Here is a 21,779-nt window from a genome sequence, read left to right on the forward strand (position 1 = left end):
GCCCCTCTCCCCGTCACTATACGGGGAGAGGATGCCGGCAGGCAGGTGAGGGGCAGCGCCGGCATCTGCAATCATTCAACGGGGCCGCCAGTAGTACCCTCAACCCCCCAGCGCCTGCTCCAGGTCCGCGATCAGGTCGTCGCCATCCTCGATGCCCGCTGACAGCCGCACCAGCGAATCCGATATGCCGATCTCCTCGCGCTTTTCCGCCGGGATCGAGCCATGCGTCATCAGTGCCGGGTGTTCGATCAGGCTTTCGACGCCGCCGAGGCTTTCGGCGAGGGTGAACAGCTGCGTGCGCTCGAGGAAGCGTTTCGTGCCGGCGAGGTCACGGTCGAGATAGACCGAGATCATGCCGCCGAAGGCATGCATCTGCTGGACGGCAATGGCGTGCTGCGGATGGCTGGCGAGGCCGGGATAGATGACGCGGCGCACATCTTTTCGCGCTTCCAGCCATTGCGCGATCTTCAAGCCATTGGCGGAATGTCGCTCCATCCTGAGCGCCAGAGTCTTCAACCCGCGCAGCGCCAGAAAGCTGTCGAACGGGCCTGAAATGGCGCCGATGGCGTTCTGCAGGAATTTCAGCTGGGCGGCGAGGTCCTTGTTGTCGCCGACCACGGCGACGCCACCGACCATGTCAGAATGGCCGTTCAGATACTTCGTTGTCGAGTGGACAACGATGTCGATGCCGAGTTCCAGCGGCCGCTGGATGTAGGGGCTGCAGAAGGTGTTGTCGGCGACCGACAGAATGCCCTTGCGTTTGGCAAGGGCCGCGACACCTTCCAGGTCGACGATGCGCAGCAGCGGATTGGTCGGCGTCTCGACCCACAGCATTTTCGTCTCCGGGCGGATCGCCGCCTCGACGGCGGCGAGGTCGGTGAAATCGACGAAGCTGATCCGCAGGTTGGCCGTGCGCTTGCGCACCCGCTCCATCAGGCGGAAGGAGCCGCCATAGATGTCGTCGGTGGCGACGATATGCGCGCCGGAATCGAGCAGTTCCAGCACCGTGGCGATCGACGCGAGGCCGGAGGCGAAGGCAAAGGCCACCGAGCCGCTTTCGAGGTCGGCGACCGCGCGCTCGAAGGCGAAACGGGTCGGGTTCTGGCTGCGGGCATATTCAAAACCCTTGTGCACGCCGGGCGACTGCTGGCCATAGGTCGAGGTGGCGTAGATCGGCACCATCACCGCGCCGGTCAGGGGATCATGGCTCTGGCCGCCATGGATGGTGCGGGTGGAGAAGGCCAGACGGTTCTTGCCCAGTGGTGGTCTTGGCGATGTCATTTTGCGCGGCGCCTCAAATGGTTGATCAGGTCGATGCGGGTTATCAGGCCGACGAACTCGTCGCCGTCGAAGATGATGGCGACCTCGTTGCGATCGAACACCGGCAGCAGCGCGTCCAGCGTCTGGCTGGCCTGCAGCGTGTGCAAATTGGAGGTCATGGCGGTGCGCACCGGGCCGTTGAAGCGGTCCCAGCGGCCGTCATAGGGACCATCGACCTGAGCCAGGATGTCGCTTTCGTCGACGATGCCGACCAGCTTGCCATTGTCGAGCACCGGCAACTGCGAAACGTCGGAGCGGCGCATGCGGCCATAGGCGTTGAGCAGGCTTTCATCCGGGCCGACATAGACGATGTCGCCGGTGCGGGGCGAACGCGTGACGAGGTCGCGCAAATCGCCGTGCTGTTCATGGTCGGCCAGGCCTTGCTCGGCCAGCCAGATATCGTCGAACACCTTTGACAGGTATTTGTTGCCGCTGTCGCAGACGAAGGTGACGACGCGCTTCGGCACGGTCTGCTCGCGGCAGTAGCGCAATGCCGCCGACAGCAGCGTGCCCGAGGACGAACCGGCGAGGATGCCTTCCCTGGAGAGGAGATCGCGCACCGCCAGCATGCTCTGCTTGTCGGGGATGGCGTAAGCCTTGCTGACCAGCGACAGGTCGGCATTGGGCGGCACGAAATCCTCGCCGATGCCTTCGACGGTCCAACTGCCGGCCTCTTCCATCTTGCCGGTCTTGATCAGCGGCGCCAGTACCGAACCGACGGGATCGGCCAGCACCATCTCGGTCTTCGGCGACACTTTGGCGAAGTAGCGGCCAAGCCCGGTCAGCGTGCCGCCCGAGCCGACGCCGACGACGATCGCGTCGACATCGCCGTCGAGCTGTTCGAAGATTTCCGGGCCGGTTGTGGTCTCATGCGCCAGCGGATTGGCCGGGTTGGCGAACTGGTTGGCATAGAAGGCGCCAGGCACTTCGGCGGCGATCTTTTCGGCCATGTCCTGATAATATTCCGGATGGCCCTTGCCGACATCCGAGCGGGTCATGCGCACCTCGGCGCCGAGCGCGCGCAGATGCTGGATCTTCTCGCGCGACATCTTGTCGGGCACCACGAGGATGATGCGATAACCCTTGGGAATGCCGACCTGGGCGAGGCCGAGACCGGTGTTGCCGGCGGTGGCCTCGACAATGGTGCCGCCGGGCCGCAGCTTGCCTTGCTTCTCGGCGGCGGCGATCATCGACAGGGCGATGCGGTCCTTGATCGAGCCGCCGGGATTCTGGCTTTCGAGCTTGATGAACAGCCGGCACTTGCCGGTGTCGAATTTGGTCAGCTCGACGATCGGCGTCTGGCCGATCAGGTCGAGAACCGATGCATAGGGCGGACGCAGGCGCGACAATGCGTTGTCCAGGGGGGAATTATCGGCCGCGGCCTTTGCGTGCTCGCTCATATCAGATGCTCCATGGTCAAGGCGAGCAACCGCCGGGGCTCGCGGTAGCCTAGCCTCTTTTCCAGCCCTTTGCAGTTGGAAAGAAGATAGATCGTACCAATCAACCGGCCAGATGGGGAATGAAATTCCAGCTGCGGGATGGACGCTGCCAGCGATGAAGGCAGGCGGGACAGCGCCCCCCTCTGGCCTGCCGGCCATCTCCCCCACAAGGAGGGAGATTGGCTGTCCCTACTGCTTTCGCCAATTGTCCACGTTGGAAGGCGGGCTGAGCGCTGGAGCATCCAATCTCCCCACCCGTGGCGGAGATGTCCGGCAGGACAGAGGGGCGCGCCATAGGGTGCCGACCTCGTTGCTCATCTCAGCGGCTGCAATTGGCTGCTTCAACGCACCATGTCGTTCGTTGCCGCCGTCGATTTGACCATGCTAGCCGAACACCGGGGCCGCGTGATCCACCCTTGATGCAAGGAACAGCCAATGAAGATTCTCGCCTATGACAACTTCAAGCCCGGCGTCACCATCGACGACCTGAAACCCTATCTCCGCGACGAAGTCTCCAATGTCTGGCGGCTGTGGAAGGCGGGGATCGTGCGCGAGAATTATGCCCGCGCCGATGTCGGCGGCGTGATCATCGTCTTCGAACTCGACAGCGTCGACGACGCCAGGCGCTACACCGACGACTTCCCGCTTTCGAAGGCCGGCTTGCTGGAGTGGCATTTCCTTGCCTTCGATCCCGCCCCTTTGCCGCTCGAATATCTCTTCGATCCAACGGTCGATCTCGCCAAGCCCTGGGACAGGACAGCCGCATGATCCGGTCGAGCGAAGGGATCGAGATTCCGGCCAACCTGGCGGAATGGTGCGATCCGCGCCGCATGGCGCTGGTGGTCTACGACATGCAGGTCGGCATCTGCCGCCAGATCGCCGGCGCGGCGGAGATCGTCGAACGCACCGGCGCCGCGCTGGAGGCGGCGCGCAGCGCCGGCATGCGGGTGGCGTTCACGCGCCACCTGTCCTTGCCGCGCAAGTGGATGGGCACCACGCAGCTGCGCACGTCCATGGCCTGGCAGCGGCGCGACAGCCCAGACACGGTCGAGCCCTGGTTCCTGCGCGATGCCGACGCGACGCGGATCATCGCCGAACTCGAGCCGCGTCCTGATGAGGCGGTGTTCGACAAGCTGACCATGTCGGCCTTCGATGCCACGGCGCTTGGCTTTGCCTTGCATGATTGCGGTGTGCGCGCCGTGGCGCTTGCCGGCGTGGCGATGGAGATCGGCATCGAGCCGACGGTTCGCCAGGCTACCGACAATGGCTTTGTGGCCGTAGTGATCGAAGACGCCTGCGGCTTCGGCAACCACGAAGCACGCGATCGCTCGATGGCCACGTTGAGGTTTCTTGGCGAGGTTGTCGTCACGGACGTCGCCGGCTTTTGCGGCGCGCTGGCGGGAAGCGATCGCATTGTCAGGCCGTAGCGTCGATATCGCTGCGGAAGCGCACGCCGATCGCACGGCCATGCACCTGTCCCCAGTCGTAAAGCGCCTGCAGGGTGGTTGCCAGATCGTGGCCGCGCTCGGTCAAGGTGTAGCGCTCCTTGCCGTCTGGCGAGGCCGCCAAAGTGACGAAGCCGATGTCGACGAGATCGGCAAGGCGTTGCGTCAGCATCTTGTCGGACAGCGACGGGATCAGCCGGCGCAACTCGGAATAGCGCATGGGCTGTTCCTTGATTCGCGCCAGGATAACCGTCTTCCACTTGCCGCCGAGCGTATCGAGCGCGAACTCGACCGGGCAACCATACAGTCTTCCGCGTTGGGTCATGGGCATATCGTAGGCACGGTTCCGCCGCGACGGAAGCCGGTTTTCACCAGCCATGTGGTCAGGTTGAGCCGGTTTCCACCAGTCAGTATGTCTCAGGCAGGAGAACCAAGATGAGTGTACGCGACGCCAATCCGGTCAATGCACGCCAGCCAAAGCGCGTTGCGATCGTCATCGCCAATCCTGCTGTGTCGACCAGCACCGGATGGCCGGTCGGCTTCTGGTGGAGCGAACTCACCCATCCCTGGTTCGCCTTTACCGAGCGCGGCTACGCGGTCGATATCTTTTGGCGGCAAATGCGAAGCCGATGCGCTGAGCGACCCGCGCGACGCCTCCGGCTATTCCGAGACCGACCTGATCTCGCTCGGCTTCCTCTCCAACCCGAAGCTCGCGGCGCTGGTTGAAAACACACGCCAGGCAGCGGAGATCGATGTCGGAAGCTTCGATGCGATCGTGGTCGCCGGCGGCCAGTCGCCGATGTTCACCTATGAGCGCGCGACCGACCTACAGCAGACATTTGTCGCCTTCCACGAAGCGGGCAAGGTGGCCGCCGCGCTATGCCACGGCACCGCCATTTTGCGCTATGCCAGGCGCGCCGATGGGTCGCTGCTTGCCGCTGGCAAGACGGTAACCGGCTTCGCCAATATCGAGGAGGATTTCGCTGACAAGGCGACTTGGGAGATGGGCGCGCTCGAACGCGGCAAGCACCTGATGCCCTGGCGCATAGAGGATGAGTTGAAGGCAATCGGCGCCAACTACATCCAGGCCGGGCTATGGCGCGGCTTTGCCGTGCGCGACGGCAACCTGATCACCGGGCAGCAGAATTTTTCGGGCGCGGAGACAGCGCGCCTGGTGTGCGAGGCACTCGGCGGTTAGAGCGGTTCAGCGTTTGATAGAATCGCTGGCCCGCTCTAAGTCCCTGTTTTTACGCAATTCCCAAGGGAAAGCGCTACGCACTTTTCCTGGAATTGCTCTAGCCCAGCAGCTGTTTGCTCAGCTTCGCACACTGAACGCGGATATCGGGGATGGCATCGATTTCGAAGAAGGTGCCGCGCGTCAGCGGACCGACGACGAGGATCTTCTTCGACACCGCTCCATCGCTGGCGATGATCTCGCAATTGGCGGATACGTCGAGGCCGATGCGCAAGGGATCGGGCCGGGCCAGCCCACGATCGACCAGCGAGCGCACGACGCTGTTCGATGAGGTCGAGATGTCCCTGACGATGCCCGAGCAATCATAGATGCGGGCGACCTCGAAGGCTTCGACGCGCTGCGTGTGACGGGACTGGACCTGGACCGTGAAAGCGCCGTTCGGCGCGATGTCGACGACACGGCCGGCGACGAGGCGGATGCGGCCTGACTGCACGGCCTCGGTCACTCTGGCATGGACTTCCGGCGGCATGCGGTGGCGATGAATGTCCCACCAGGCCTTGGTGTGTTCGACAAAACGGCGCTTGGCGGAAGCTGGCCAGTTCTGCCAGATCTTCTGGTTGAACGGCCGCAAGCCGTCGACGACATCACGCCAGTCGATGCCGGCTTTCTGGTTCTCCTTTATCAGGTCGCGGAACCAGCCGACGAAATAGGACAGCTGCGTGCCAAGCGGAATGTCGGCGACGTCGAGCTTGATCGGATTGCCCTTGCGATGCGGCGACGGCAACAACCCGCGCCGCGACACCGCGACGATGCCGCCGCGATGGCCGCGCTGCTGCAGCGCCAGGAAGGCATCGACCATGCTGAGGCCGGTGCCGAGCACCATGACCTGGCTCTCCGGGTCGATCGCGGTATCCGCCTCCGAGCCCATGCGGATGGTGTGGCCTTGTCCGTTGACCGGCACCTCGTCATGGCCGGTGGCCAGCACCGCCAGATGCGCGACGACACTGGTGCCGTTGGCGAGCGCCACTTCGACACCCGACGCGGTCGGCGAGATCGACAAGCTTTCCTCATGGATGAGGCGCAGGCGTCCGCTCTGCTTTTCGCGCGCCTCGAGTTCGTCCAGCAATTCGCCGAGGTAGCGGGCGTAGATGCTGCGCGGCGCATAGACCGGCGCCTGCTCCTGCGTTGCCAGGCCGCGCTCCAGGAGCCAGCGCCAGAAATTGCCGGGATCGTCGGCATAGGCGCTCATGCCGGCGGCGCTGACATTCAGCACATGCGCGGACAGCAGCGTCGAATAGGCGATGCCCTGGCCGAAATGCGGGCGCTTTTCGATCAGCGTGACGCGCAGGTCGGGATTGGGCGATTTCAACAGATGCGCGGCCAGCACGACGCCACTGGCGCCGCCGCCGACAATGATGATCGAGCTGTTCGCACGACCGGTCATGCGCATGCCCGCCGCGTGCGAGGCGCCGGCGTCAGGCCTGGACCTTCAACGCTTCCTGGAGATCGTCGGTGGCCATGTCGCGCATTTCGGCGAGGCTGCGCTGATCGAGCACCTCGGCGATCGCCTGCCGAACTTCCAGCATCAGATGTCGGACTTGGCATGTCGCCTCGTTGCAATCTTCGCAGCGCTGATACTGGGTGCGGCTGGCGCAAGGGATAGGGGCGAGCGGACCGTCGAGCACGCGCACGACATGGCCAACCCTGATCTCATCGGCCGGCCGCGCCAGGCGGTAGCCGCCATCCTTGCCCTTGCGGCTCTGGACGAAACCGGCATTGCGCAGCTCGCCGAGAATGGCGTCGAGAAACTTCTTCGGAATGTTGTTGCCGGTGGCGATATCGCCAACGAAAGCCAGCTGCCCGGCCGGCAGGTGCGCGAGATGGATAAGCGCCTTGAGGCCGTACTTGCCCTTTTTGGTGAGCATGAAATCAATGTGTCTCTGTCGTGCGGCAGAACCAGCCCGCCGGCTGCGAAACCACCGGCGCTCCGGACCATCGCTGTGGCACCCAAGCTATCATCACACATAAATTCTAGTGACATGATGTACAAGCCAGGAAACGTTGATTTTGCTTCGTTTTCAAGCTGCGGCAGCCGATTTCACCAGCGCCCTTGCCCCTGTCGGGGCAAAAATGCGCATCGGCAGCCGGAGGGCGGCAAGCCGCATGATAACGAGGCCCGGTGTCAGCCTTGCGACGCACGCCAGCCGATCCAGGCCGCCGGTGATATCCGTGCTGCGCGAGGCAAGGCCGTTCATCACTCCTCCAACTCCCTAATGTCGATAATAATACTATACTTACCCTCGAACACCCGGGACTGGTTGTCAATTCCCTGGCTGTCCGCGGCATGGGTTTGCCTGGGATTGGCTAGGGCGAGAATTATCATTCGTGGGTGAGGGCACAGACTGCAGTCGAGGTCGGAACCTTCCGAACTTCGGCGCGAAGGTTCGCGGAGCGCCATTCCTGCTCCTAAAGCGACTTGGCATCGAGGCGGTGAGGCCAGCCTAAGCCGTCCTGTGCGCTTCAGTGCTCCGCCACCGACAGGTTTTTTCTAACAAGCCCGCTTGGGTTGGAAGGATTTAACTCTACAAGAACGATAGAATTAACCGACTATGGATGGGCATCCGGTTTCCTCATTTTCAAGGAACGTTTCATGTCCACCATTTCGCGACGCATCATTCTCCTGTCCTCGGCGGCCCTTGCGGGTGCGGCCTTCCTCGGCCCGGCCATGGCCGAGGACCTCAAGATCACCATCGGCTATCAGACGGTGGTCGAACCTTCGAAAGTGCCGCAGGCCGACGGCGCCTATGAAAGCGCGACCAAAGCGGTGATCGACTGGCGAAAATTCGATTCCGGCGCCGATGTCATCGCCGCGGTCGCTTCCGGCTCGGTCGATATCGGCTATGTCGGCTCAAGCCCTCTGGCCGCTGCTGCCAGCCGCGAACTGCCGATCCAGACCATTTTCGTCGTTGGCCTGATCGGCGAATCCGAAGCGCTGGTCGCCCGCAACGGCGCCGGCATCGAGAAGGTCGCCGATCTCGCCGGCAAGAAGGTGGCGGTGCCCTTCGTGTCGACAACGCATTACAGCCTGCTTGCCGCGTTGAAGCATGAGAAGGTCGATCCGAAGTCGGTCGAGATCCTCAACCTCCGGCCACCTGAGATCGCGGCGGCCTTCGCGCGCGGCGACATCGACGCGGCCTACGTCTGGGACCCGGCGCTCGGCCAGATCAAGACGACAGGCAAGGTCGTGCTGAATTCCGCGCAGGTCGCCGCCTGGGGCGCACCGACTTTCGACGCCTGGATCGTGCGGACCGACTTTGCCGAAAAGAACCCGAAAGCGGTGCGCGACTTCGTCAAGGTGACCGGCGCCGCCTATGCCGAGTTCCTGGCCAAGCCGGACGCCTGGTCGGTGTCATCGCCGCAGGCCGCCAAGATTGCCAAGCTCACCGGCGCCAAGCTGGAAGACGTGCCGCAACTGCTGAAAGGCTACGTCTTCCCAACGCTGGAAGAACAGGCTTCGGACAAGTTCCTCGGCGGCGGCACGGTCAAGGCGATCGAGGCGGCGTCCGCCTTCCTCAAGGAGCAAGGCAAGATCGACGCCGTGCTGCCTGACTACTCGAAATACGTCTCGTCGAAATACGTCACCGAGGCACAGGCTTCGAACTAGACGCAGCAATACCGGACGCGCGCGGATCTTCTTCCCTGACGCCGCGTGCTGCTTGCCCCGGAACCGCCGAGCGGTTTCGGGGCAGGTGGATTTCACCGAATCTCCTGCGAGGATTCGCCATGCAAGAATGGCAAGCCATGCCGCATCTCGTGCTCGACAAGATCTCGATCCACTATGACGGCCAGCCAGCACCGGCCGTCGAACGCGTCTCGATCGATGTCGCCAAAGGTGACTTCGTCGTGCTGGTCGGCCGCTCCGGCTGTGGCAAGACCTCGTTGCTCAATGTCGCGGCGGGCCTTGTCGCGCCGGCACGCGGCAGTGCAACGATCGGCGGCAAGCCGATCGCCACGCCAGGCTCGGACCGGGCTGTCGTGTTCCAGAACGATGCCCTGTTTCCGTGGCTGACCGCGCGCGAGAATGTTGCCTTCGCACTCAGGCTGCGCGGCGTCGCACCAAGCGAACGCGCCCGCCGGGCCGACGAACTGCTGGCGCTGGTGAAGCTCGACAATGCCGGCGACAAGCACATCTGGGAGCTTTCCGGCGGCATGCGGCAGCGTGTCGGACTGGCGCGGGCGCTGGCCGCCGAGCCGCAATTCCTGCTGCTCGACGAGCCGCTGGGCGCGCTTGACGCGCTGACGCGCGAACGCATGCAGACGACGCTGCTCGATCTGTGGACGGCAAGCCGCGTCGGCGTGCTGATGGTGACGCATGGCATCGAGGAAGCGCTGCTGCTGGCCACCCGCATCATCGTGCTGGCGCCGGGGCCGGGCCGTGTGGTGCGAAGTTTCGAGCCCGGCTTCAGCCGGCGCTACGCCGCCGGCGAGACCATCCGCGCCATCAAGGCTGACCCCGCCTTCGCCGCCGCGCGTGGCGAGCTGACCGACGCTATCTTCGAAGGAGAGGCGGCATGAGCGTTACTTCTTACTCGGAACGTCCCGGTGCCAGGGTCGACGAGGCTCAAGGCCTGACCGTGCCGTGGTCCAGGCCTCGGCCAAGGCGAAGCGGCGTTTCGGCGCGCGTGGTCAGCGCCGCCACCATCCTGGCCGTGCTGGCGCTATGGGCTTTGTCGGCACGCCTGCAACTGGTGTCGCCGGTGTTCCTGCCGTCGCCCGCCGCTGTGTGGGCCAAATTCATTCTGGTCGCCCGCGACGGCTTCGTCGACGCGACGTTGCTGCAGCATGTCGTGGCCAGCCTCTACCGGGTGTTCGCGGCATTGCTCGTGGCCATCATCATCGGTGTTCCCGTCGGCCTCGCCATCGGCATCAGCACTGTCGGGCGCGGCATTTTCGATCCGCTGCTGGAGTTCCTGCGGCCGATCCCGCCGCTTGCCTACCTGCCATTGATCATCATCTGGTTCGGCATCGGCGAGCCGTCGAAAATCCTGGTCATCGCCATTGCCATGCTGGCGCCTGTGGCCCTGTCGACCGCCGCCGGTGTTCGCGGCGTTTCGCAGGAGCGCATCAATGCCGCCCGTTCTCTCGGCGCGACGCGGACCCAGGTGGTCCGCCATGTGATCCTGCCCAGCGCGCTCCCGTCGATCCTGACCGGGCTGCGCATCGCACTTGGTGCCGGCTGGTCGACACTGGTGGCGGCCGAGCTGGTGGCGGCGACGCGCGGGCTTGGCTTCATGATCCAGTCGGCGGCCCAGTTCCTTGTCACCGACGTGGTGGTGATGGGGATCCTGGTCATCGCCATCATCGCCTTCGCCCTGGAATTCATCATCCGTCGGATCGAGCGCGTGCTCATTCCCTGGGCGGGACGGGACTGACAACAGGGCCCGGCAGAGGCTCGATATCTTTCGCCCCTACTGATCGCCGCTCACCAAGGAGTGACCGACATGGCCCATCCAGCTCCGGCGTTGTTTGCTTTCCTTGGCGCGCGGCTGCGCTCGGTCCAGGATGAGAGGAAGCCGCCACTTGGCGACGGGCCTCAGTCGCCCGCCCCAGTGCGCTGGGATGCCGAACGCAACCGCCTGCCGCCACGCGACGAGAGTTTTTATTGGGCCTGGGAATACTGGTCGCGGTGATCCGAACATCCGGCGGCAAGAGCCGCTGACAGGAAGGCGGCGCACCACGCGAGGGTCGCCGCGCGACCGTCCCTCGGGCAGGGCTCGAAAGCCGTTGCCGCCAGGCTACAGGCTGGCTGCCGGTGTCCAGTTTTTATCCCATATCAGGAGGGGTGGCCGATCCAGTCGGATCCGCCGAACTTGTCATAGTGTCTTGATCAAACGATCGAATGATGCAATGTTCGGTCAAGCTCAGGTTCTCCGGTATTCAACCGGGAACGAGCCGGGCAAGGCGTGCAGCAACGCCTCCATGAAAGGCGCATTTGGCCCTTGCATGGTTCATTGCGGATTTTGCGGGACTGTTTCCATGACCGAAATGACCATTCTCCCTGTAAGCCAGACGATTTCCTTCTTTCGCGTCAGCGATCTGGAGCGGACACGGCGCTTCTATGCCGAGACCTTCGGCCTGAAGACGGTCTTTGAACGGGACGGCAAGGTCATCATCCTGCAGGCCACGGGCGAGAGCTTCTTCGGCTTCGTAACCGGGGATCTGCCGGCCAGCCAGCCCCGCATGGCCGCGCTGACCTTTGTTGTCGCCGATGCGGATGCCTGGTCGCGCCATCTGGAAAGCCTCGGCGTCGCGACCAAGGGGGCGCCAATCTTCAAGGCCGACTTCGGCATCTACATTCTCTATGTCACCGACCCCGACGGCTACACGGTCGAGGTCCTGGAGATGCGGGCGCCGGGCTGGCCGCATCTCGCCAACGCCTGAGAGCGGCGCCTTCCAGGAGCGCGATGGATATCGGCGCTCTCCCAAAAGATCATCCGAACAGGACTAGAGGTTCCCAGAACGTGTCTTCGCCAATCATGACCCCCGGCGCACCGGCTGCCTCCGACCTCCACTCCAGAGGCGCCGAGGCTGACGGCGGCTGGCTGATGTTCCACTCGGTCGGCAAATTTCCGGGGCAGAGGCAAGCGATGACCGAAGCGCTTGCCGGCTTCGCCGATCACTGGTGCGCGCCCGACGACAGCCGCTGGGCCAAGATCGACGCTGGCCGGCGCGAGGCGATCGACCTCTGGTCGACGCTGGTCGGCGCCGCCAGCGGGACAGTGATGGCGGCGGAAAATGTCACCGCCTGCTACCACGCCTTTCTCGAAGCCCTGCCGCCAGAGGATCTGGCTGGACGCAAGATCCTGATCGCCGAGGATTGCTTCCCAAGCTTGCATTTCCTGCTGACCGGCATGGCGCCACGGCTCGGATTCGAGCTGGTGACCGTGCGCCAGCGCGCCGGCGCGGCATCCGTCGAGGATGAGGATTTCCTGGCCGCGTGGGACGGGCAGGTGGCGCTGGCGGTGATCACCTGGGTTACATCAACGGCGTCGCGGCGCTGTGACCTGGAGAGCCTCGTCGCGCATGGGCGCAAGATGGGCTCGATCATTTCCGTCGACATCACCCAGGGTGTCGGTTGCCTACCCTTCGACGTCAACGCGCCGGCGGTCGACTTCGCCGCCGCCACCTCCCTGAAGTGGCTGTGCGGCGTGCCGGGGGCCGGGCTCGCCTATGTCGCGCCGCATCTGATGCAGCGGCTGCAGCCGCAGCTGCGCGGCTGGTTCAGCCAGCCGGACCCGTTCAACTGGCGGCTCGACCGTTTTGAGCTGGCGCCGGACGCGCGCCGCTTCGACAACGGCACGCCATCCTATGCACCCTATATCGCCACGGTGCCGGGCCTGAAATGGCTGGCGGCGGTTGGGACAGCGGCCATCCGCGCGCACAATCTTCGCCTCTCCCGCCGGTTGATGGACATCGCCGACGGGCATGGCTTGACGCTTGTCAGCCCGCGTGACGACGCAAGCCGTGGCGGCACCGTGGTCATCGAGATTCCAGCCGGCGTTTCGCCCGATTACGTGCAGCGCGGGCTGATGGCGCAAGGCATCGTTTGCGACACGCGTTCCGACCGGATGCGCTGGTCGCCCGGGCTGATCACGAGCGAGGCATCGCTTGAGGTGATGGACGGGCTGCTGGCAAACCTCTGCCGGACCTGAACATATGGACGCCGGACGAGCCTCTTGTATCCTGCGTCAAGGATGGCTACGACGGGTTGTGCCTGACTGGCAAGGAGCGGCCCGGCCAAGTGGTGACAGACCGCATTCAGGATAAGGACCGTTTCGTGTCAGCCGAAGGTTTCGCGCCAATATCATCGCGCAGCACCATCCAGGACGGCGTCTACCGGCAGCTTCGCTATGCGTTGATGACCGGCCGCTTCGATCCCGGGCAGACGCTCACCATATCCTCGCTTTCGGAATCCTTCGGCACCAGCCATATGCCGGTGCGTGAAGCGCTGCGGCGGCTTGCCGCCGAGAATGCGCTGGAAGTCGCCGCCAACGGGTCCGCCCGTATCCCCGGCATCAGCCGCGCCAGGCTGGACGACCTGTGCCGGGCCCGGATGGCGGTGGAAGGCCTGGCCACCGAACTCGCTGTTCCCAACATCGCCGAGCGCGACATCGCCACACTGATGACGCTTGTTCACGAACATGAGACCGTCGGACGGCTCGACAGTTTCTACGCCATGCTGGGCAAGAACCAGGAATTTCACTTCCGCCTCTATGCCGCGTCGCAGTCGGAAGTCCTGATCCAGCTGATCGAGACCCTGTGGCTGCGTTTCGGCCCTTACATGCGGCTGCTGACGCGTCACCTCGAGCCTATCCTGCAGACGCAGGAGGGTGAGACCTATTCCGTGCATCATCACGAGATCATCGCGGCCCTGAAGGCGGGCGACGCGGTCGCCGCGCGCGCCGCGATCGTCGCCGACATCGAGGCGACGCAACGCCTGCTTCACAGCCTGTCCGACGATAGCTGAGGCGCCCGCCGCGCTTTTCCAAAATCCGAATATCCATCGTGCCAAACACTGTCCGGGTTCGGCGGCGGCCCCGTTCGCGCAAGCCTTCGCCCTTCCGCGATGGTGCCATTCCGGTCGTTCCAGTTCGCCCGCAAGGCGACCTGTCGTTGATCTTTGCCGGGGGTTGTGATCATATGATCAAACTGTGCCCGACAGCCGAGGCCAGCATTGATCGCCAGAGGAGAACCCATGAAAAGCGCTGACAGGCCGGATGCGTTGCCGATAAATTCGCAGGTGACATTTCTCTACTATGCCGACCTCGCGGAGCCGGAGCGGTTCTATGGCGAGATGCTCGGCTTCGACAAAACCTTCGACAAGGGCTGGGTGAAGTTCTTCAAGACCACCGAGCACTCCTATGTCGGGCTGGTCGACCAGGCCAAGGGCCATCACAAGGCGTCGGACGCCAAGAGCGTGATGGTGTCCATGGAGACGCCCGACCTCGAATCCTGGTATGAGCGGATGAAGGCCATGAATGCCGACTTTGTCGTCCACCTCGATCTCGACAAATCGGCGGATCAGATGGTCAGCACGTTCCTGATGCGTGACCCCGGCGGCTACAGCGTCGAATTCTTCCGCTTCAACAAAAAAGACTGAAACCCCGCCGGCCTGGAGGCGGGCTTTCGCCCGCGGTCAGGCCGGCGCCCGCAACCGGTCTCCGGTCGCGGGGTCGAACAGGCAGATATCTCCGGCGTTCATGCCAAGCAGGACCGGCTCGCGTATGCCGAGATAGAGCCGCTCGGTGGTGAACAGTTTCAGTGACTGGCCGGAAAGATCGACATGGGCGACGGTGGCGGCGCCGGTCGGCTCGATGAGATCGATGCTGGCCGCGATCCCCGGCCCGCCCATCGGCAACAATTTGACGCGTTCTGGCCGGATGCCGACGATGACCCGTCCGTCCGCCGGCAGATTTGCCGGGGCCGGCACGGCAAGCAGCCTTGTCTCACCAACATGCAATGCGACAGCGTCGCCCTCGGGAATAGCCCATGCATTGAGGAAATTCATCGCCGGAGAGCCGATGAACCCGGCCACGAACATGTTGGCCGGATTGTCGTAGAGCTCAAGCGGCGCGCCGACCTGCTGGATGATGCCGCCATTCATCGCGACGATGCGGTCGCCCATGGTCATGGCTTCGATCTGATCATGCGTGACATAGACGGAGGTGGCGCCGAGATCGCGGTGCAGCTTGCGGATTTCGAAGCGCATCTGCTCGCGCAGGCGCGCATCCAGGTTCGACAGCGGCTCGTCAAACAGGAACGCCTTGGGATTGCGCACAATGGCGCGGCCCATCGCGACGCGCTGGCGCTGCCCGCCCGACAAAGCGCGCGGCTTGCGGTCCTGCAGCGCGTCGAGGCCCAGCTTGTCGGCGGCCTTCTTGACCGCTTCGGCGATCCGGTCGGCGGGCGTGCGCTTCAGCTTCAGGCTGTAGCTCATGTTGTCGCGCACATTCATATGCGGGTAGAGCGCATAGGACTGGAACACCATGGCGATGTCGCGGTCCCTTGGCGGCAGATCGTTGACGCGCCGGTCGCCGATACGGATTTCGCCGGCGTTCAGATCCTCGAGCCCGGCGATGATGCGCAGCAATGTGGACTTGCCGCAGCCCGAGGGGCCGACCAGGACGACGAACTCGCCCGAGGCGATGGTGAGGTCCACGCCCTTGAGCACGGAGACGGCGCCGAAATCCTTGCGGACACCGTTGATTGTGATCGATGCCATCGTAGAGAGCCTTTCGTTTCAGCCTTTGACCGCACCGGCGGTGAGCCCTTGCACAAGGTAGCGTTGGATCAGCAGGAAGAAGACGCAGACCGGAATGAGCGCCAGCACTCCCGACGCCATCATCGGTCCGTAATCGACCGTGGCACGGGTTGAGAAGGAGAGTAGGCCGACCGGGAACGTCGTCGACGAGGACGATGAGTTGAGCATCATCGCGAACAGGATTTCGCTCCACGCGGCGGTGAAGGAAAAGCCGAGCGTCGCGGCGAGGCCGGGCAAGGTCAACGGCGCGATGATCTGCAGCAGCGCCTTGAACCGGGTGGCGCCGTCGATCATCGCCGCTTCTTCGAGATCCTTGGGAATGCCGTCGAAGAAGGACTGCATCAGGAACGTGGCGAAGGGAATGTTGAAGGCCGTGTAGATGATGATCAGCCCGGTCAGGCTGTTGGTCAGGCCGAGCGGCCCGAACATGCGGAAGATCGGCGCGATGACGATCACCAGCGGGAACATCTGGGTGACGAGCATCAGCCCGACGATCCAGAACTTGCCGCGAAAGGTGAAGCGCGAAAACGCGTATCCAGCCGCCGCCGCGAGCACCGTGGTCACCGCCGCCGTGACGCTGGAGACGATGATGGAATTGCGGAAGTAGAGCAGGAAATCGCCTGTCCGGATCACAGTGGCATAGTGTTCCCAGCTTGTCCGCGCCGGCCAGAACTGGATACCGCCGCTGTAGATCAGGTCGTTCGGCGTCACCGACACCTTGAACAGCCAATACAGGGGGAACATCGCCACCGCCATGTAGATGGCCAGTGCCGCATAATGCAGCGTCCACAAACCGCCGCGCTTGAGGGTTGAACCACGCATCGCTCGCCCTCAGCTTGCCCGCAACAGCGCGTGGCGCAGCGCCAGCAGCAGTGCGGAATAGATCAAAAGCAGCAGCACCAGCGCGGTCGCGACCGCCGACGCATAGCCGAAGTCGAGCCCCTGGAACGCCTGGGTGAAGATGTAGCTGGCGACGATCTGCGAGGAATCGGCCGGGCCGCCTCTTGTCATGACGACGATCAGCTCCGGCGAATTGGCGACCCAGATGGTGCGCAAAAGGACCGTGATGGCGATCGTTGGCGCCAGGAACGGCAAGGTGATCGAACGGAAGCGCTCGAACGTGCCGGCGCCATCGATTTCCGCGGCTTCGTGGATTTCCTTGGGAATCGACTGCAGCGCGGCAAGCAAGGTGATGGCGAAGAACGGTGTGCCCCACCAGACGCCGGCGATGATCGGGCCCCACAGGGCGCGGTGTGGGTCGGACAGGATGTTGTCAGGAGCGCTCATCAGGCCAAGCGCATAGGCCCAGTGCGGCAGCGGCCCGACGATCGGGTTGAGCAACCAGCCCCAGTTGAGACCGACCAGGAATGTCGGCACCGCCCATGGCAGGAAGACGATCGCCTGGATCACCCCCCGTCCCGGGAACGGCCGGTTGAGAAGCAGGGCCAGGATCAAGCCGAAGACAAATTGCAGGACCACGCAGGACACCGTCCAGATCGCCGTGTTGCCCAGCGCGTTCCAGAAATTGCCGTCATGCATCAGGTCGCGGAAATGCGTCAGGCCGACATAGCCGCCACTCATCGGATCCAGCAGCATGATGTCGCGGAACGCATAGGAAATGCCGATCACCACCGGCACAAGCGTCGTGGCGGCAATCAGGAACACGCCCGGGAACGTGTAAAGGTAGGGCTCGAGCGTCGCCAGCAAGCGCCGCGAGCCGCCCGGTTGCGGGATTTGCACGTTCGTGTCAGCGGCCATGCGCGGAAACTCTTGATCTTTGCAGCGGATTGAATGACCGGGCACCGGGGCAGTCCGATGTCGGGCCGGCTCAGAAATTTTGGGCTACTTCGCCATGGTTTTCTACCGCGCCTTGGTGAGGCAGGCGGTGGCGGCAAGTGCCGGCGCGCAAAGGAGGACGCTTGCCGCGATGGCAAGAAGCGCGTTCCTGATCATATGATTCCTTCCCATTGTTGTTCAGCTCCCCGGCTCGTTTATGGCCAGGTTTCGCACGTCGTACCAACGGGCCCCTTACCCGCTCTCCCGTCCCGGCATCGTGCTACAAAGGCATAATTACATCATTCGATCTTTTGATCAAGAAATGTTTCGCGATCGCCGATCGACCGCGCGGCGAGCCCCTGACGCCGCAAACTGGCAAAGTGGGCGCTTGAAGCAGGCCATGCGAACGCTCTACGCAAGCGACATCGGCGCAGCACGGCCCCGGGAGGGACAGATGTAAGCAAGGCTTGCGGTATCGCTGGCTGGAGCTACAGCCTCACCGGCGGAACGAGGGCAGCGTCATCGCGCCGCGATCACTCAGCCCCGGGAGCGGTTCGCCCATATCAGCCCGGCGAGCCCGGCCAGCATGGCGACAACGCCGATATAGAGCCATCGCGACTGGCCGGTCATGAAGCTGCCGCCGACCAGGCCAATGCCTTGCAACGACCACACTGCGCCGATGGCCAGCACAATCAAGGCCAGCAGATTTTTGGTCAGCCTCATTGTCTCGATTCCCTTTTCAAGTCGATCCGATACGGTGCGATGGCGGCGATGAAAGAGCCAAAGGACACGGCCCGATCAGGCTCGCCTCTACTTGGAGTATTAACGCTCGATTTTGTCAAACGCATCCCTGATATTGGCCCGAAGATCATATGAAATAGCCAAGCCAGGGTGCGAAAATCCCTGACAGACTGTTTCCCAGTGACTCCAAACGTGTGCCGTTGCCACGGAACCGCCGGCTCGCCGCCGCATTTCCTGCCTTAATCGCCCCTAACGGCTTGGGTCTGTCAACGGAGCCATTCTTCTCAATATGAAAAACGACAAGCAAACCGCGCTGGTCGCGGTAACGATCGCGGCTGGCCTGATGGTCGGCGCATCCGCCTCTCAAGCCACCGCCGCAGCCGGCCAGTGTGGCCGGGCTTCCTGGTACGCCCTGCATTCCAAGACCGCATCGGGCGAGCGCATGAATCCTTCGGCGATGACCGCCGCCCACCGCACCTTGCCCTTCGGCACCAAGTTGAAGGTGACCAACCAGAACAACGGCCGCAGCGTCATCGTGCGCATCAACGATCGCGGCCCATTCATCAAGGGCCGCGTGCTCGACCTGTCGAAGGGCGCCGCGGGCCAGCTCGGCTTCATCGGTTCCGGCCAGACCGCCGTGTGCATGGCACGCGTCTGACGCGCTATTGCCTCGACCATGATCCTTCCGAGAGCCGAAAGCTGTTCCAGGGATCATGGTCTGGCGTCGGCGCGACGGCTGGACACATAAAGTTCACACTTCGGCAGCGCACATTGAGCCGGCTGCGCCGTTCGGGGCGGGTTTTCAAGGCTTTGAACGAAAGAAGCATAGGTCACGCGAGGTGACGTATTGCATCGCAGCAATTAGTTGTTAACTTCGCCGCGAGACATTCAAGGCTCGGCGCTGCTCGTCGTCCCTTCGGTGGCAGGCTGCAGCGGGGTTCCCCAGTGTTCTACCAGCTCTACGAATTGAACCATGCCGCCTTGCAGCCAGCGCGCATCTATGCCGATGCGGTGCGCCTGCTCTACACCAATCCGCTCAATCCGTTTTCACACACGTCCTGGGGCCGCTCGGTCGCGGCAACGGCTGAACTGTTCGAGCGCACCACGCGCCGCTACGGCAAGCCGCAATTCGGCCTCGACAAGACCGTGGTCGACTGGAAGAGCGTCGCGGTCACCGAAAAGACCGTCTGGTCGCGGCCTTTCTGCAACCTGATCCGTTTCGAGCGCGCCGTGCCGGCCGATCGCAAGCCGGATCCGAAGCTTCTGATCGTGGCGCCGATGTCCGGCCACTATGCGACGCTGCTGCGCGGCACCGTCGAAGCCATGCTGCCCTATGCCGATGTGCATGTCACCGACTGGGTCGATGCCCGCCAGGTGCCGCTTGCCGACGGCAGCTTCGATCTCGACGATTATATCGACTACGTCATCGACATGTTCCATGCGCTCGGACCCGACACGCATGTGATGGCGGTGTGCCAGCCTTCCGTTCCCGTGCTTGCCGCGGTGGCGCTGATGGAAACGCGCGGCGATCCTTTCGTGCCATCGACGATGACCCTGATGGGTGGACCGATCGACACGCGCCGCAACCCGACCGCGGTCAACCTTCTGGCGGCGGAAAAGGGCATCGACTGGTTCCGCGACAATGTCGTCATGCAGGCGCCGTGGCCGGCGCCGGGCTTCGGACGCGAGGTCTATCCCGGCTTCCTGCAGCTGTCGGGCTTCATGAGCATGAACCTCGACCGCCACATCACCGCCCACAAGGACTTCTTCATGCACCTTGTGAAGCATGACGGCGACAACGCGCACAAGCACCGCGACTTCTACGACGAATATCTGGCGGTGATGGACCTGACCGCGGAATTCTACCTGCAGACCGTCGACACCGTCTTTGTCCGTCACGCCTTGCCCAAGGGCGAGATGACGCATCGCGGCACCAAGATCGATACGGCGTCGATCCGCAACGTCGCCCTGTTCACGGTCGAGGGCGAGAACGACGATATTTCCGGCCTTGGCCAGACCAAGGCGGCGCATGACCTGTGCGTCAATATCCCCGCCGACAGGCACGCGCACTACATGCAGCCGGCGGTCGGGCACTACGGCGTCTTCAACGGCTCACGCTTCCGCTCTGAAATCGTGCCGCGCATCGTTGACTTCATCACCAGCTATGGCCGCCAGGACCGCGTCGCGGTGAAGCCGAAGCTGGTCCGCACCGCCAGGCGATAGGTCAAAGCCTCGGAATTCGGCCAATCCACCGGCTGATGACAGCCGGCGAGCCGAATCTGTTGCACAAGTGCCGCTGTTCCTCCCCCCGGGTAACCATGCCGCAAATCTGATCGTCGTCGTAATTGACACGGACTGTAAATCGCTCTTAACCTTTCGTTAACAAACGAAGGGCGAGCGGGGACAATGAATTCCTCACCAACAGGGCGACGGCTGCGCTTGTGCATGGCAGCCGGGCTTGCAATAGCGGGAAGCTGGGTTGGTCCGGCTTTGGCTGCGAGCCCGATGGTGACCGGGGGCATGACCTCGCAACCGATCGGCCACTATGATTTCTGCAAGCTGCATCCGGGCGAGTGCTCGATCCGCCCAGCCAATCTCGCTCCCGCCACAATGACCGACGGGCTGATGCGCAAGCTGGCCAGCGTTACCGCCAAGATCAATGCCGCCGTCAAACCGATGAGCGACCTTGAAAACTATGGCAAGGACGAGGTCTGGACCTATCCCGACAACGGCTTCGGCGACTGCGAAGATTACGTGCTGGAAAAACGGCGCCAGCTTTCCCGATCAGGCATATCACTTGCCGATCTTCTCATCACCGTCGTGCGCAAGCCTGACGGCGAGGGCCATGCGGTGCTGACGGTTCGCACCGACAAGGGCGACTATGTGCTCGACAACCTGAACGACAAGGTCAAGCCATGGGAGGCCACCGGCTACCGCTTCCTCAAGCGGCAGGCGATCGAGAACACCGGCCGCTGGGTTTCGATCCGTGGTGGCCAGCAGGTTCTGGTCGGCTCCGTCCAGTAAACAAACACGGACTATTCCAAGCAGGCGACGCCAAGGTTCTGTCTGCTTCATCCATCTGTCGTGGTTTAGCGCCGCCAATTGATCCTTGCCGTTGACGCGGTGGCGCTGGCTGAGCTTCCGGCGCTGCCTGCCAATAAAATTTTCCATCTCTCCGTGAACCATTTCCGTTCGTCCGGCGACACACAGCTGTAAACGACAGAAACCCAACAACGGAGACTTCAAATGACTGCTTTCCTTCGTAACACCCTCCTCGCCGCTGTCGCGGTATCGGGCTTTGCCGGATCAGCCCTGGCCAAGGAGACCGTCCCAAGCTGCGCCTACAGCTCACTCAACGACCTGTGGAGCGGCCGCTGTTGCAACGTCAGCGACTCGAACTGCCTGGGCGGCGGAAATGGTGGCCGCGACCATGGCGACAAAGGCGGCCCGAGCACCAACGGCGGGAACAATGGCCCGGCCGGCAAGCCGTGATCTTTTGCCAACCGTGCGCCGGCGGCTCTTCGGGTGAAGTGAACGCCGGC

At 63.4% G+C, this 21,779-nt stretch carries 25 protein-coding genes; 15 read left to right on the forward strand and 10 right to left on the reverse strand.

The features are described from left to right. Positions 1 to 99 precede the first annotated feature (99 nt). On the reverse strand, positions 100 to 1,281 hold the full coding sequence (locus tag GA829_RS04610; RefSeq protein WP_195177380.1) for a trans-sulfuration enzyme family protein: 1,182 nt from the start codon (positions 1,279 to 1,281) through the stop codon (positions 100 to 102). Beyond that, entirely contained in the window at positions 1,278 to 2,720 is a 1,443-nt protein-coding gene (locus GA829_RS04615) for a pyridoxal-phosphate dependent enzyme (protein WP_195177381.1), read from the reverse strand. The genes GA829_RS04610 and GA829_RS04615 overlap by 4 nt, the downstream gene beginning before the upstream one ends. A 474-nt stretch (positions 2,721 to 3,194) precedes the next feature. Between GA829_RS04615 and GA829_RS04620 the strand changes: the two genes are divergently transcribed. Both GA829_RS04620 and GA829_RS04625 read left to right on the forward strand, forming a co-directional pair. Next, positions 3,195 to 3,527, forward strand: a complete 333-nt coding sequence (locus tag GA829_RS04620; RefSeq protein WP_195177382.1) for a hypothetical protein — start codon at positions 3,195 to 3,197, stop codon at positions 3,525 to 3,527. Next, positions 3,524 to 4,186 carry a cysteine hydrolase family protein gene (locus tag GA829_RS04625; RefSeq protein ID WP_195177383.1) on the forward strand — a complete coding sequence of 221 codons (663 nt, stop codon included), beginning with the start codon at positions 3,524 to 3,526 and terminating at the stop codon, positions 4,184 to 4,186. Before GA829_RS04620 ends, GA829_RS04625 begins: the two co-directional genes overlap by 4 nt. Here the strand turns inward: GA829_RS04625 and GA829_RS04630 are convergent. Continuing rightward, positions 4,176 to 4,529 carry a winged helix-turn-helix transcriptional regulator gene (locus GA829_RS04630; protein ID WP_195177384.1) on the reverse strand — a complete coding sequence of 118 codons (354 nt, stop codon included), beginning with the start codon at positions 4,527 to 4,529 and terminating at the stop codon, positions 4,176 to 4,178. The two genes, GA829_RS04625 and GA829_RS04630, sit on opposite strands and share 11 nt — an antisense overlap. A 114-nt stretch (positions 4,530 to 4,643) precedes the next feature. Here GA829_RS04630 and GA829_RS04635 point away from each other — a divergent pair, with 114 nt between their 5' ends. Further along, positions 4,644 to 5,402: a type 1 glutamine amidotransferase domain-containing protein gene (locus tag GA829_RS04635; RefSeq protein ID WP_258052146.1), complete on the forward strand. Its 759-nt coding sequence runs from the start codon at positions 4,644 to 4,646 to the stop codon at positions 5,400 to 5,402. A 97-nt stretch (positions 5,403 to 5,499) separates the two neighbouring features. On the opposite strand, the gene GA829_RS04640 is transcribed toward GA829_RS04635, so the two are convergent. From GA829_RS04640 to GA829_RS04650, 3 genes are all read right to left on the reverse strand, one after another. Then, a complete protein-coding gene (locus tag GA829_RS04640; protein WP_195177385.1) occupies positions 5,500 to 6,843 on the reverse strand; it encodes an FAD/NAD(P)-binding protein in 1,344 nt (447 codons plus the stop codon). Between the two features lie 31 nt (positions 6,844 to 6,874). Beyond that, positions 6,875 to 7,324, reverse strand: a complete 450-nt coding sequence (locus GA829_RS04645) for an RrF2 family transcriptional regulator (RefSeq protein ID WP_195177386.1) — start codon at positions 7,322 to 7,324, stop codon at positions 6,875 to 6,877. A 153-nt stretch (positions 7,325 to 7,477) separates the two neighbouring features. Then, positions 7,478 to 7,654: a hypothetical protein gene (locus GA829_RS04650; protein WP_195177387.1), complete on the reverse strand. Its 177-nt coding sequence runs from the start codon at positions 7,652 to 7,654 to the stop codon at positions 7,478 to 7,480. A 395-nt stretch (positions 7,655 to 8,049) separates the two neighbouring features. On the opposite strand from GA829_RS04650, the gene tauA reads away from it, so the two are divergent. From tauA to GA829_RS04690, 8 genes are all read left to right on the forward strand, one after another. Continuing rightward, positions 8,050 to 9,063 (forward strand): taurine ABC transporter substrate-binding protein, encoded by a 1,014-nt coding sequence (tauA, locus tag GA829_RS04655; protein ID WP_195177388.1) that lies wholly within the window; start codon positions 8,050 to 8,052, stop codon positions 9,061 to 9,063. Positions 9,064 to 9,200: 137 nt separating this feature from the next. After that, complete coding sequence (locus tag GA829_RS04660) at positions 9,201 to 9,974, forward strand: taurine ABC transporter ATP-binding protein (RefSeq protein ID WP_195179522.1); 774 nt, start codon at positions 9,201 to 9,203, stop codon at positions 9,972 to 9,974. Then, positions 9,971 to 10,831, forward strand: a complete 861-nt coding sequence (locus GA829_RS04665) for an ABC transporter permease subunit (protein WP_195177389.1) — start codon at positions 9,971 to 9,973, stop codon at positions 10,829 to 10,831. Before GA829_RS04660 ends, GA829_RS04665 begins: the two co-directional genes overlap by 4 nt. 69 nt (positions 10,832 to 10,900) lie before the next feature. After that, complete coding sequence (locus tag GA829_RS04670; RefSeq protein ID WP_195179908.1) at positions 10,901 to 11,089, forward strand: hypothetical protein; 189 nt, start codon at positions 10,901 to 10,903, stop codon at positions 11,087 to 11,089. A 346-nt stretch (positions 11,090 to 11,435) separates the two neighbouring features. Beyond that, positions 11,436 to 11,840, forward strand: coding sequence for a VOC family protein (locus GA829_RS04675; RefSeq protein WP_195177390.1), 405 nt, complete (start codon positions 11,436 to 11,438; stop codon positions 11,838 to 11,840). A gap of 80 nt (positions 11,841 to 11,920) precedes the next feature. Next, the gene (locus GA829_RS04680) at positions 11,921 to 13,111 is read left to right on the forward strand and encodes an aminotransferase class V-fold PLP-dependent enzyme (protein ID WP_258052147.1); all 1,191 of its coding nucleotides are present in this window, start codon (positions 11,921 to 11,923) and stop codon (positions 13,109 to 13,111) included. A 92-nt stretch (positions 13,112 to 13,203) separates the two neighbouring features. Next, complete coding sequence (locus GA829_RS04685) at positions 13,204 to 13,926, forward strand: GntR family transcriptional regulator (RefSeq protein WP_258052148.1); 723 nt, start codon at positions 13,204 to 13,206, stop codon at positions 13,924 to 13,926. A gap of 228 nt (positions 13,927 to 14,154) precedes the next feature. Then, positions 14,155 to 14,559, forward strand: coding sequence for a VOC family protein (locus GA829_RS04690; RefSeq protein WP_195177391.1), 405 nt, complete (start codon positions 14,155 to 14,157; stop codon positions 14,557 to 14,559). Between the two features lie 36 nt (positions 14,560 to 14,595). On the opposite strand, the gene GA829_RS04695 is transcribed toward GA829_RS04690, so the two are convergent. From GA829_RS04695 to GA829_RS04710, 4 genes are all read right to left on the reverse strand, one after another. Further along, positions 14,596 to 15,681 carry an ABC transporter ATP-binding protein gene (locus GA829_RS04695; RefSeq protein WP_195177392.1) on the reverse strand — a complete coding sequence of 362 codons (1,086 nt, stop codon included), beginning with the start codon at positions 15,679 to 15,681 and terminating at the stop codon, positions 14,596 to 14,598. A gap of 18 nt (positions 15,682 to 15,699) precedes the next feature. Next, entirely contained in the window at positions 15,700 to 16,476 is a 777-nt protein-coding gene (locus GA829_RS04700) for a carbohydrate ABC transporter permease (protein ID WP_374940408.1), read from the reverse strand. 75 nt (positions 16,477 to 16,551) lie between these two features. Further along, positions 16,552 to 17,478 carry a carbohydrate ABC transporter permease gene (locus tag GA829_RS04705; protein ID WP_195177394.1) on the reverse strand — a complete coding sequence of 309 codons (927 nt, stop codon included), beginning with the start codon at positions 17,476 to 17,478 and terminating at the stop codon, positions 16,552 to 16,554. 555 nt (positions 17,479 to 18,033) lie between these two features. Then, positions 18,034 to 18,219: a hypothetical protein gene (locus tag GA829_RS04710; RefSeq protein ID WP_195177395.1), complete on the reverse strand. Its 186-nt coding sequence runs from the start codon at positions 18,217 to 18,219 to the stop codon at positions 18,034 to 18,036. 307 nt (positions 18,220 to 18,526) lie between these two features. Between GA829_RS04710 and GA829_RS04715 the strand changes: the two genes are divergently transcribed. The 4 genes from GA829_RS04715 (at position 18,527) to GA829_RS04730 (ending at position 21,729) form a co-directional block, all read left to right on the forward strand. Beyond that, complete coding sequence (locus GA829_RS04715; protein WP_195177396.1) at positions 18,527 to 18,895, forward strand: septal ring lytic transglycosylase RlpA family protein; 369 nt, start codon at positions 18,527 to 18,529, stop codon at positions 18,893 to 18,895. A gap of 287 nt (positions 18,896 to 19,182) precedes the next feature. Beyond that, a complete protein-coding gene (locus GA829_RS04720) occupies positions 19,183 to 20,460 on the forward strand; it encodes a polyhydroxyalkanoate depolymerase (RefSeq protein ID WP_195177397.1) in 1,278 nt (425 codons plus the stop codon). A gap of 183 nt (positions 20,461 to 20,643) precedes the next feature. Continuing rightward, a complete protein-coding gene (locus GA829_RS04725; RefSeq protein WP_195177398.1) occupies positions 20,644 to 21,261 on the forward strand; it encodes a transglutaminase-like cysteine peptidase in 618 nt (205 codons plus the stop codon). Between the two features lie 222 nt (positions 21,262 to 21,483). Beyond that, the gene (locus GA829_RS04730; protein ID WP_195177399.1) at positions 21,484 to 21,729 is read left to right on the forward strand and encodes a hypothetical protein; all 246 of its coding nucleotides are present in this window, start codon (positions 21,484 to 21,486) and stop codon (positions 21,727 to 21,729) included. Positions 21,730 to 21,779 lie beyond the last annotated feature (50 nt).

It is taken from the genome of Mesorhizobium sp. INR15, assembly GCF_015500075.1.
Taxonomy (GTDB): Bacteria; Pseudomonadota; Alphaproteobacteria; order Rhizobiales; family Rhizobiaceae; genus Mesorhizobium.

Excerpts from the sequence above, each read along its gene's own strand:
- GA829_RS04610 (WP_195177380.1), bottom strand. The coding sequence starts at position 1,281 with ATGACATCGCCAAGACCACCACTGGGCAAGAACCGTCTGGCCTTCTCC.
- GA829_RS04615 (WP_195177381.1), bottom strand. The coding sequence starts at position 2,720 with ATGAGCGAGCACGCAAAGGCCGCGGCCGATAATTCCCCCCTGGACAAC.
- GA829_RS04620 (WP_195177382.1), top strand. The coding sequence starts at position 3,195 with ATGAAGATTCTCGCCTATGACAACTTCAAGCCCGGCGTCACCATCGAC.
- GA829_RS04625 (WP_195177383.1), top strand. The coding sequence starts at position 3,524 with ATGATCCGGTCGAGCGAAGGGATCGAGATTCCGGCCAACCTGGCGGAA.
- GA829_RS04630 (WP_195177384.1), bottom strand. The coding sequence starts at position 4,529 with ATGACCCAACGCGGAAGACTGTATGGTTGCCCGGTCGAGTTCGCGCTC.
- GA829_RS04640 (WP_195177385.1), bottom strand. The coding sequence starts at position 6,843 with ATGACCGGTCGTGCGAACAGCTCGATCATCATTGTCGGCGGCGGCGCC.
- GA829_RS04645 (WP_195177386.1), bottom strand. The coding sequence starts at position 7,324 with ATGCTCACCAAAAAGGGCAAGTACGGCCTCAAGGCGCTTATCCATCTC.
- GA829_RS04650 (WP_195177387.1), bottom strand. The coding sequence starts at position 7,654 with ATGAACGGCCTTGCCTCGCGCAGCACGGATATCACCGGCGGCCTGGAT.
- tauA (WP_195177388.1), top strand. The coding sequence starts at position 8,050 with ATGTCCACCATTTCGCGACGCATCATTCTCCTGTCCTCGGCGGCCCTT.
- GA829_RS04660 (WP_195179522.1), top strand. The coding sequence starts at position 9,201 with ATGCCGCATCTCGTGCTCGACAAGATCTCGATCCACTATGACGGCCAG.
- GA829_RS04665 (WP_195177389.1), top strand. The coding sequence starts at position 9,971 with ATGAGCGTTACTTCTTACTCGGAACGTCCCGGTGCCAGGGTCGACGAG.
- GA829_RS04670 (WP_195179908.1), top strand. The coding sequence starts at position 10,901 with ATGGCCCATCCAGCTCCGGCGTTGTTTGCTTTCCTTGGCGCGCGGCTG.
- GA829_RS04675 (WP_195177390.1), top strand. The coding sequence starts at position 11,436 with ATGACCGAAATGACCATTCTCCCTGTAAGCCAGACGATTTCCTTCTTT.
- GA829_RS04690 (WP_195177391.1), top strand. The coding sequence starts at position 14,155 with ATGAAAAGCGCTGACAGGCCGGATGCGTTGCCGATAAATTCGCAGGTG.
- GA829_RS04695 (WP_195177392.1), bottom strand. The coding sequence starts at position 15,681 with ATGGCATCGATCACAATCAACGGTGTCCGCAAGGATTTCGGCGCCGTC.
- GA829_RS04700 (WP_374940408.1), bottom strand. The coding sequence starts at position 16,476 with ATGGCGGTGGCGATGTTCCCCCTGTATTGGCTGTTCAAGGTGTCGGTG.
- GA829_RS04705 (WP_195177394.1), bottom strand. The coding sequence starts at position 17,478 with ATGGCCGCTGACACGAACGTGCAAATCCCGCAACCGGGCGGCTCGCGG.
- GA829_RS04710 (WP_195177395.1), bottom strand. The coding sequence starts at position 18,219 with ATGAGGCTGACCAAAAATCTGCTGGCCTTGATTGTGCTGGCCATCGGC.
- GA829_RS04715 (WP_195177396.1), top strand. The coding sequence starts at position 18,527 with ATGAAAAACGACAAGCAAACCGCGCTGGTCGCGGTAACGATCGCGGCT.
- GA829_RS04725 (WP_195177398.1), top strand. The coding sequence starts at position 20,644 with ATGAATTCCTCACCAACAGGGCGACGGCTGCGCTTGTGCATGGCAGCC.
- GA829_RS04730 (WP_195177399.1), top strand. The coding sequence starts at position 21,484 with ATGACTGCTTTCCTTCGTAACACCCTCCTCGCCGCTGTCGCGGTATCG.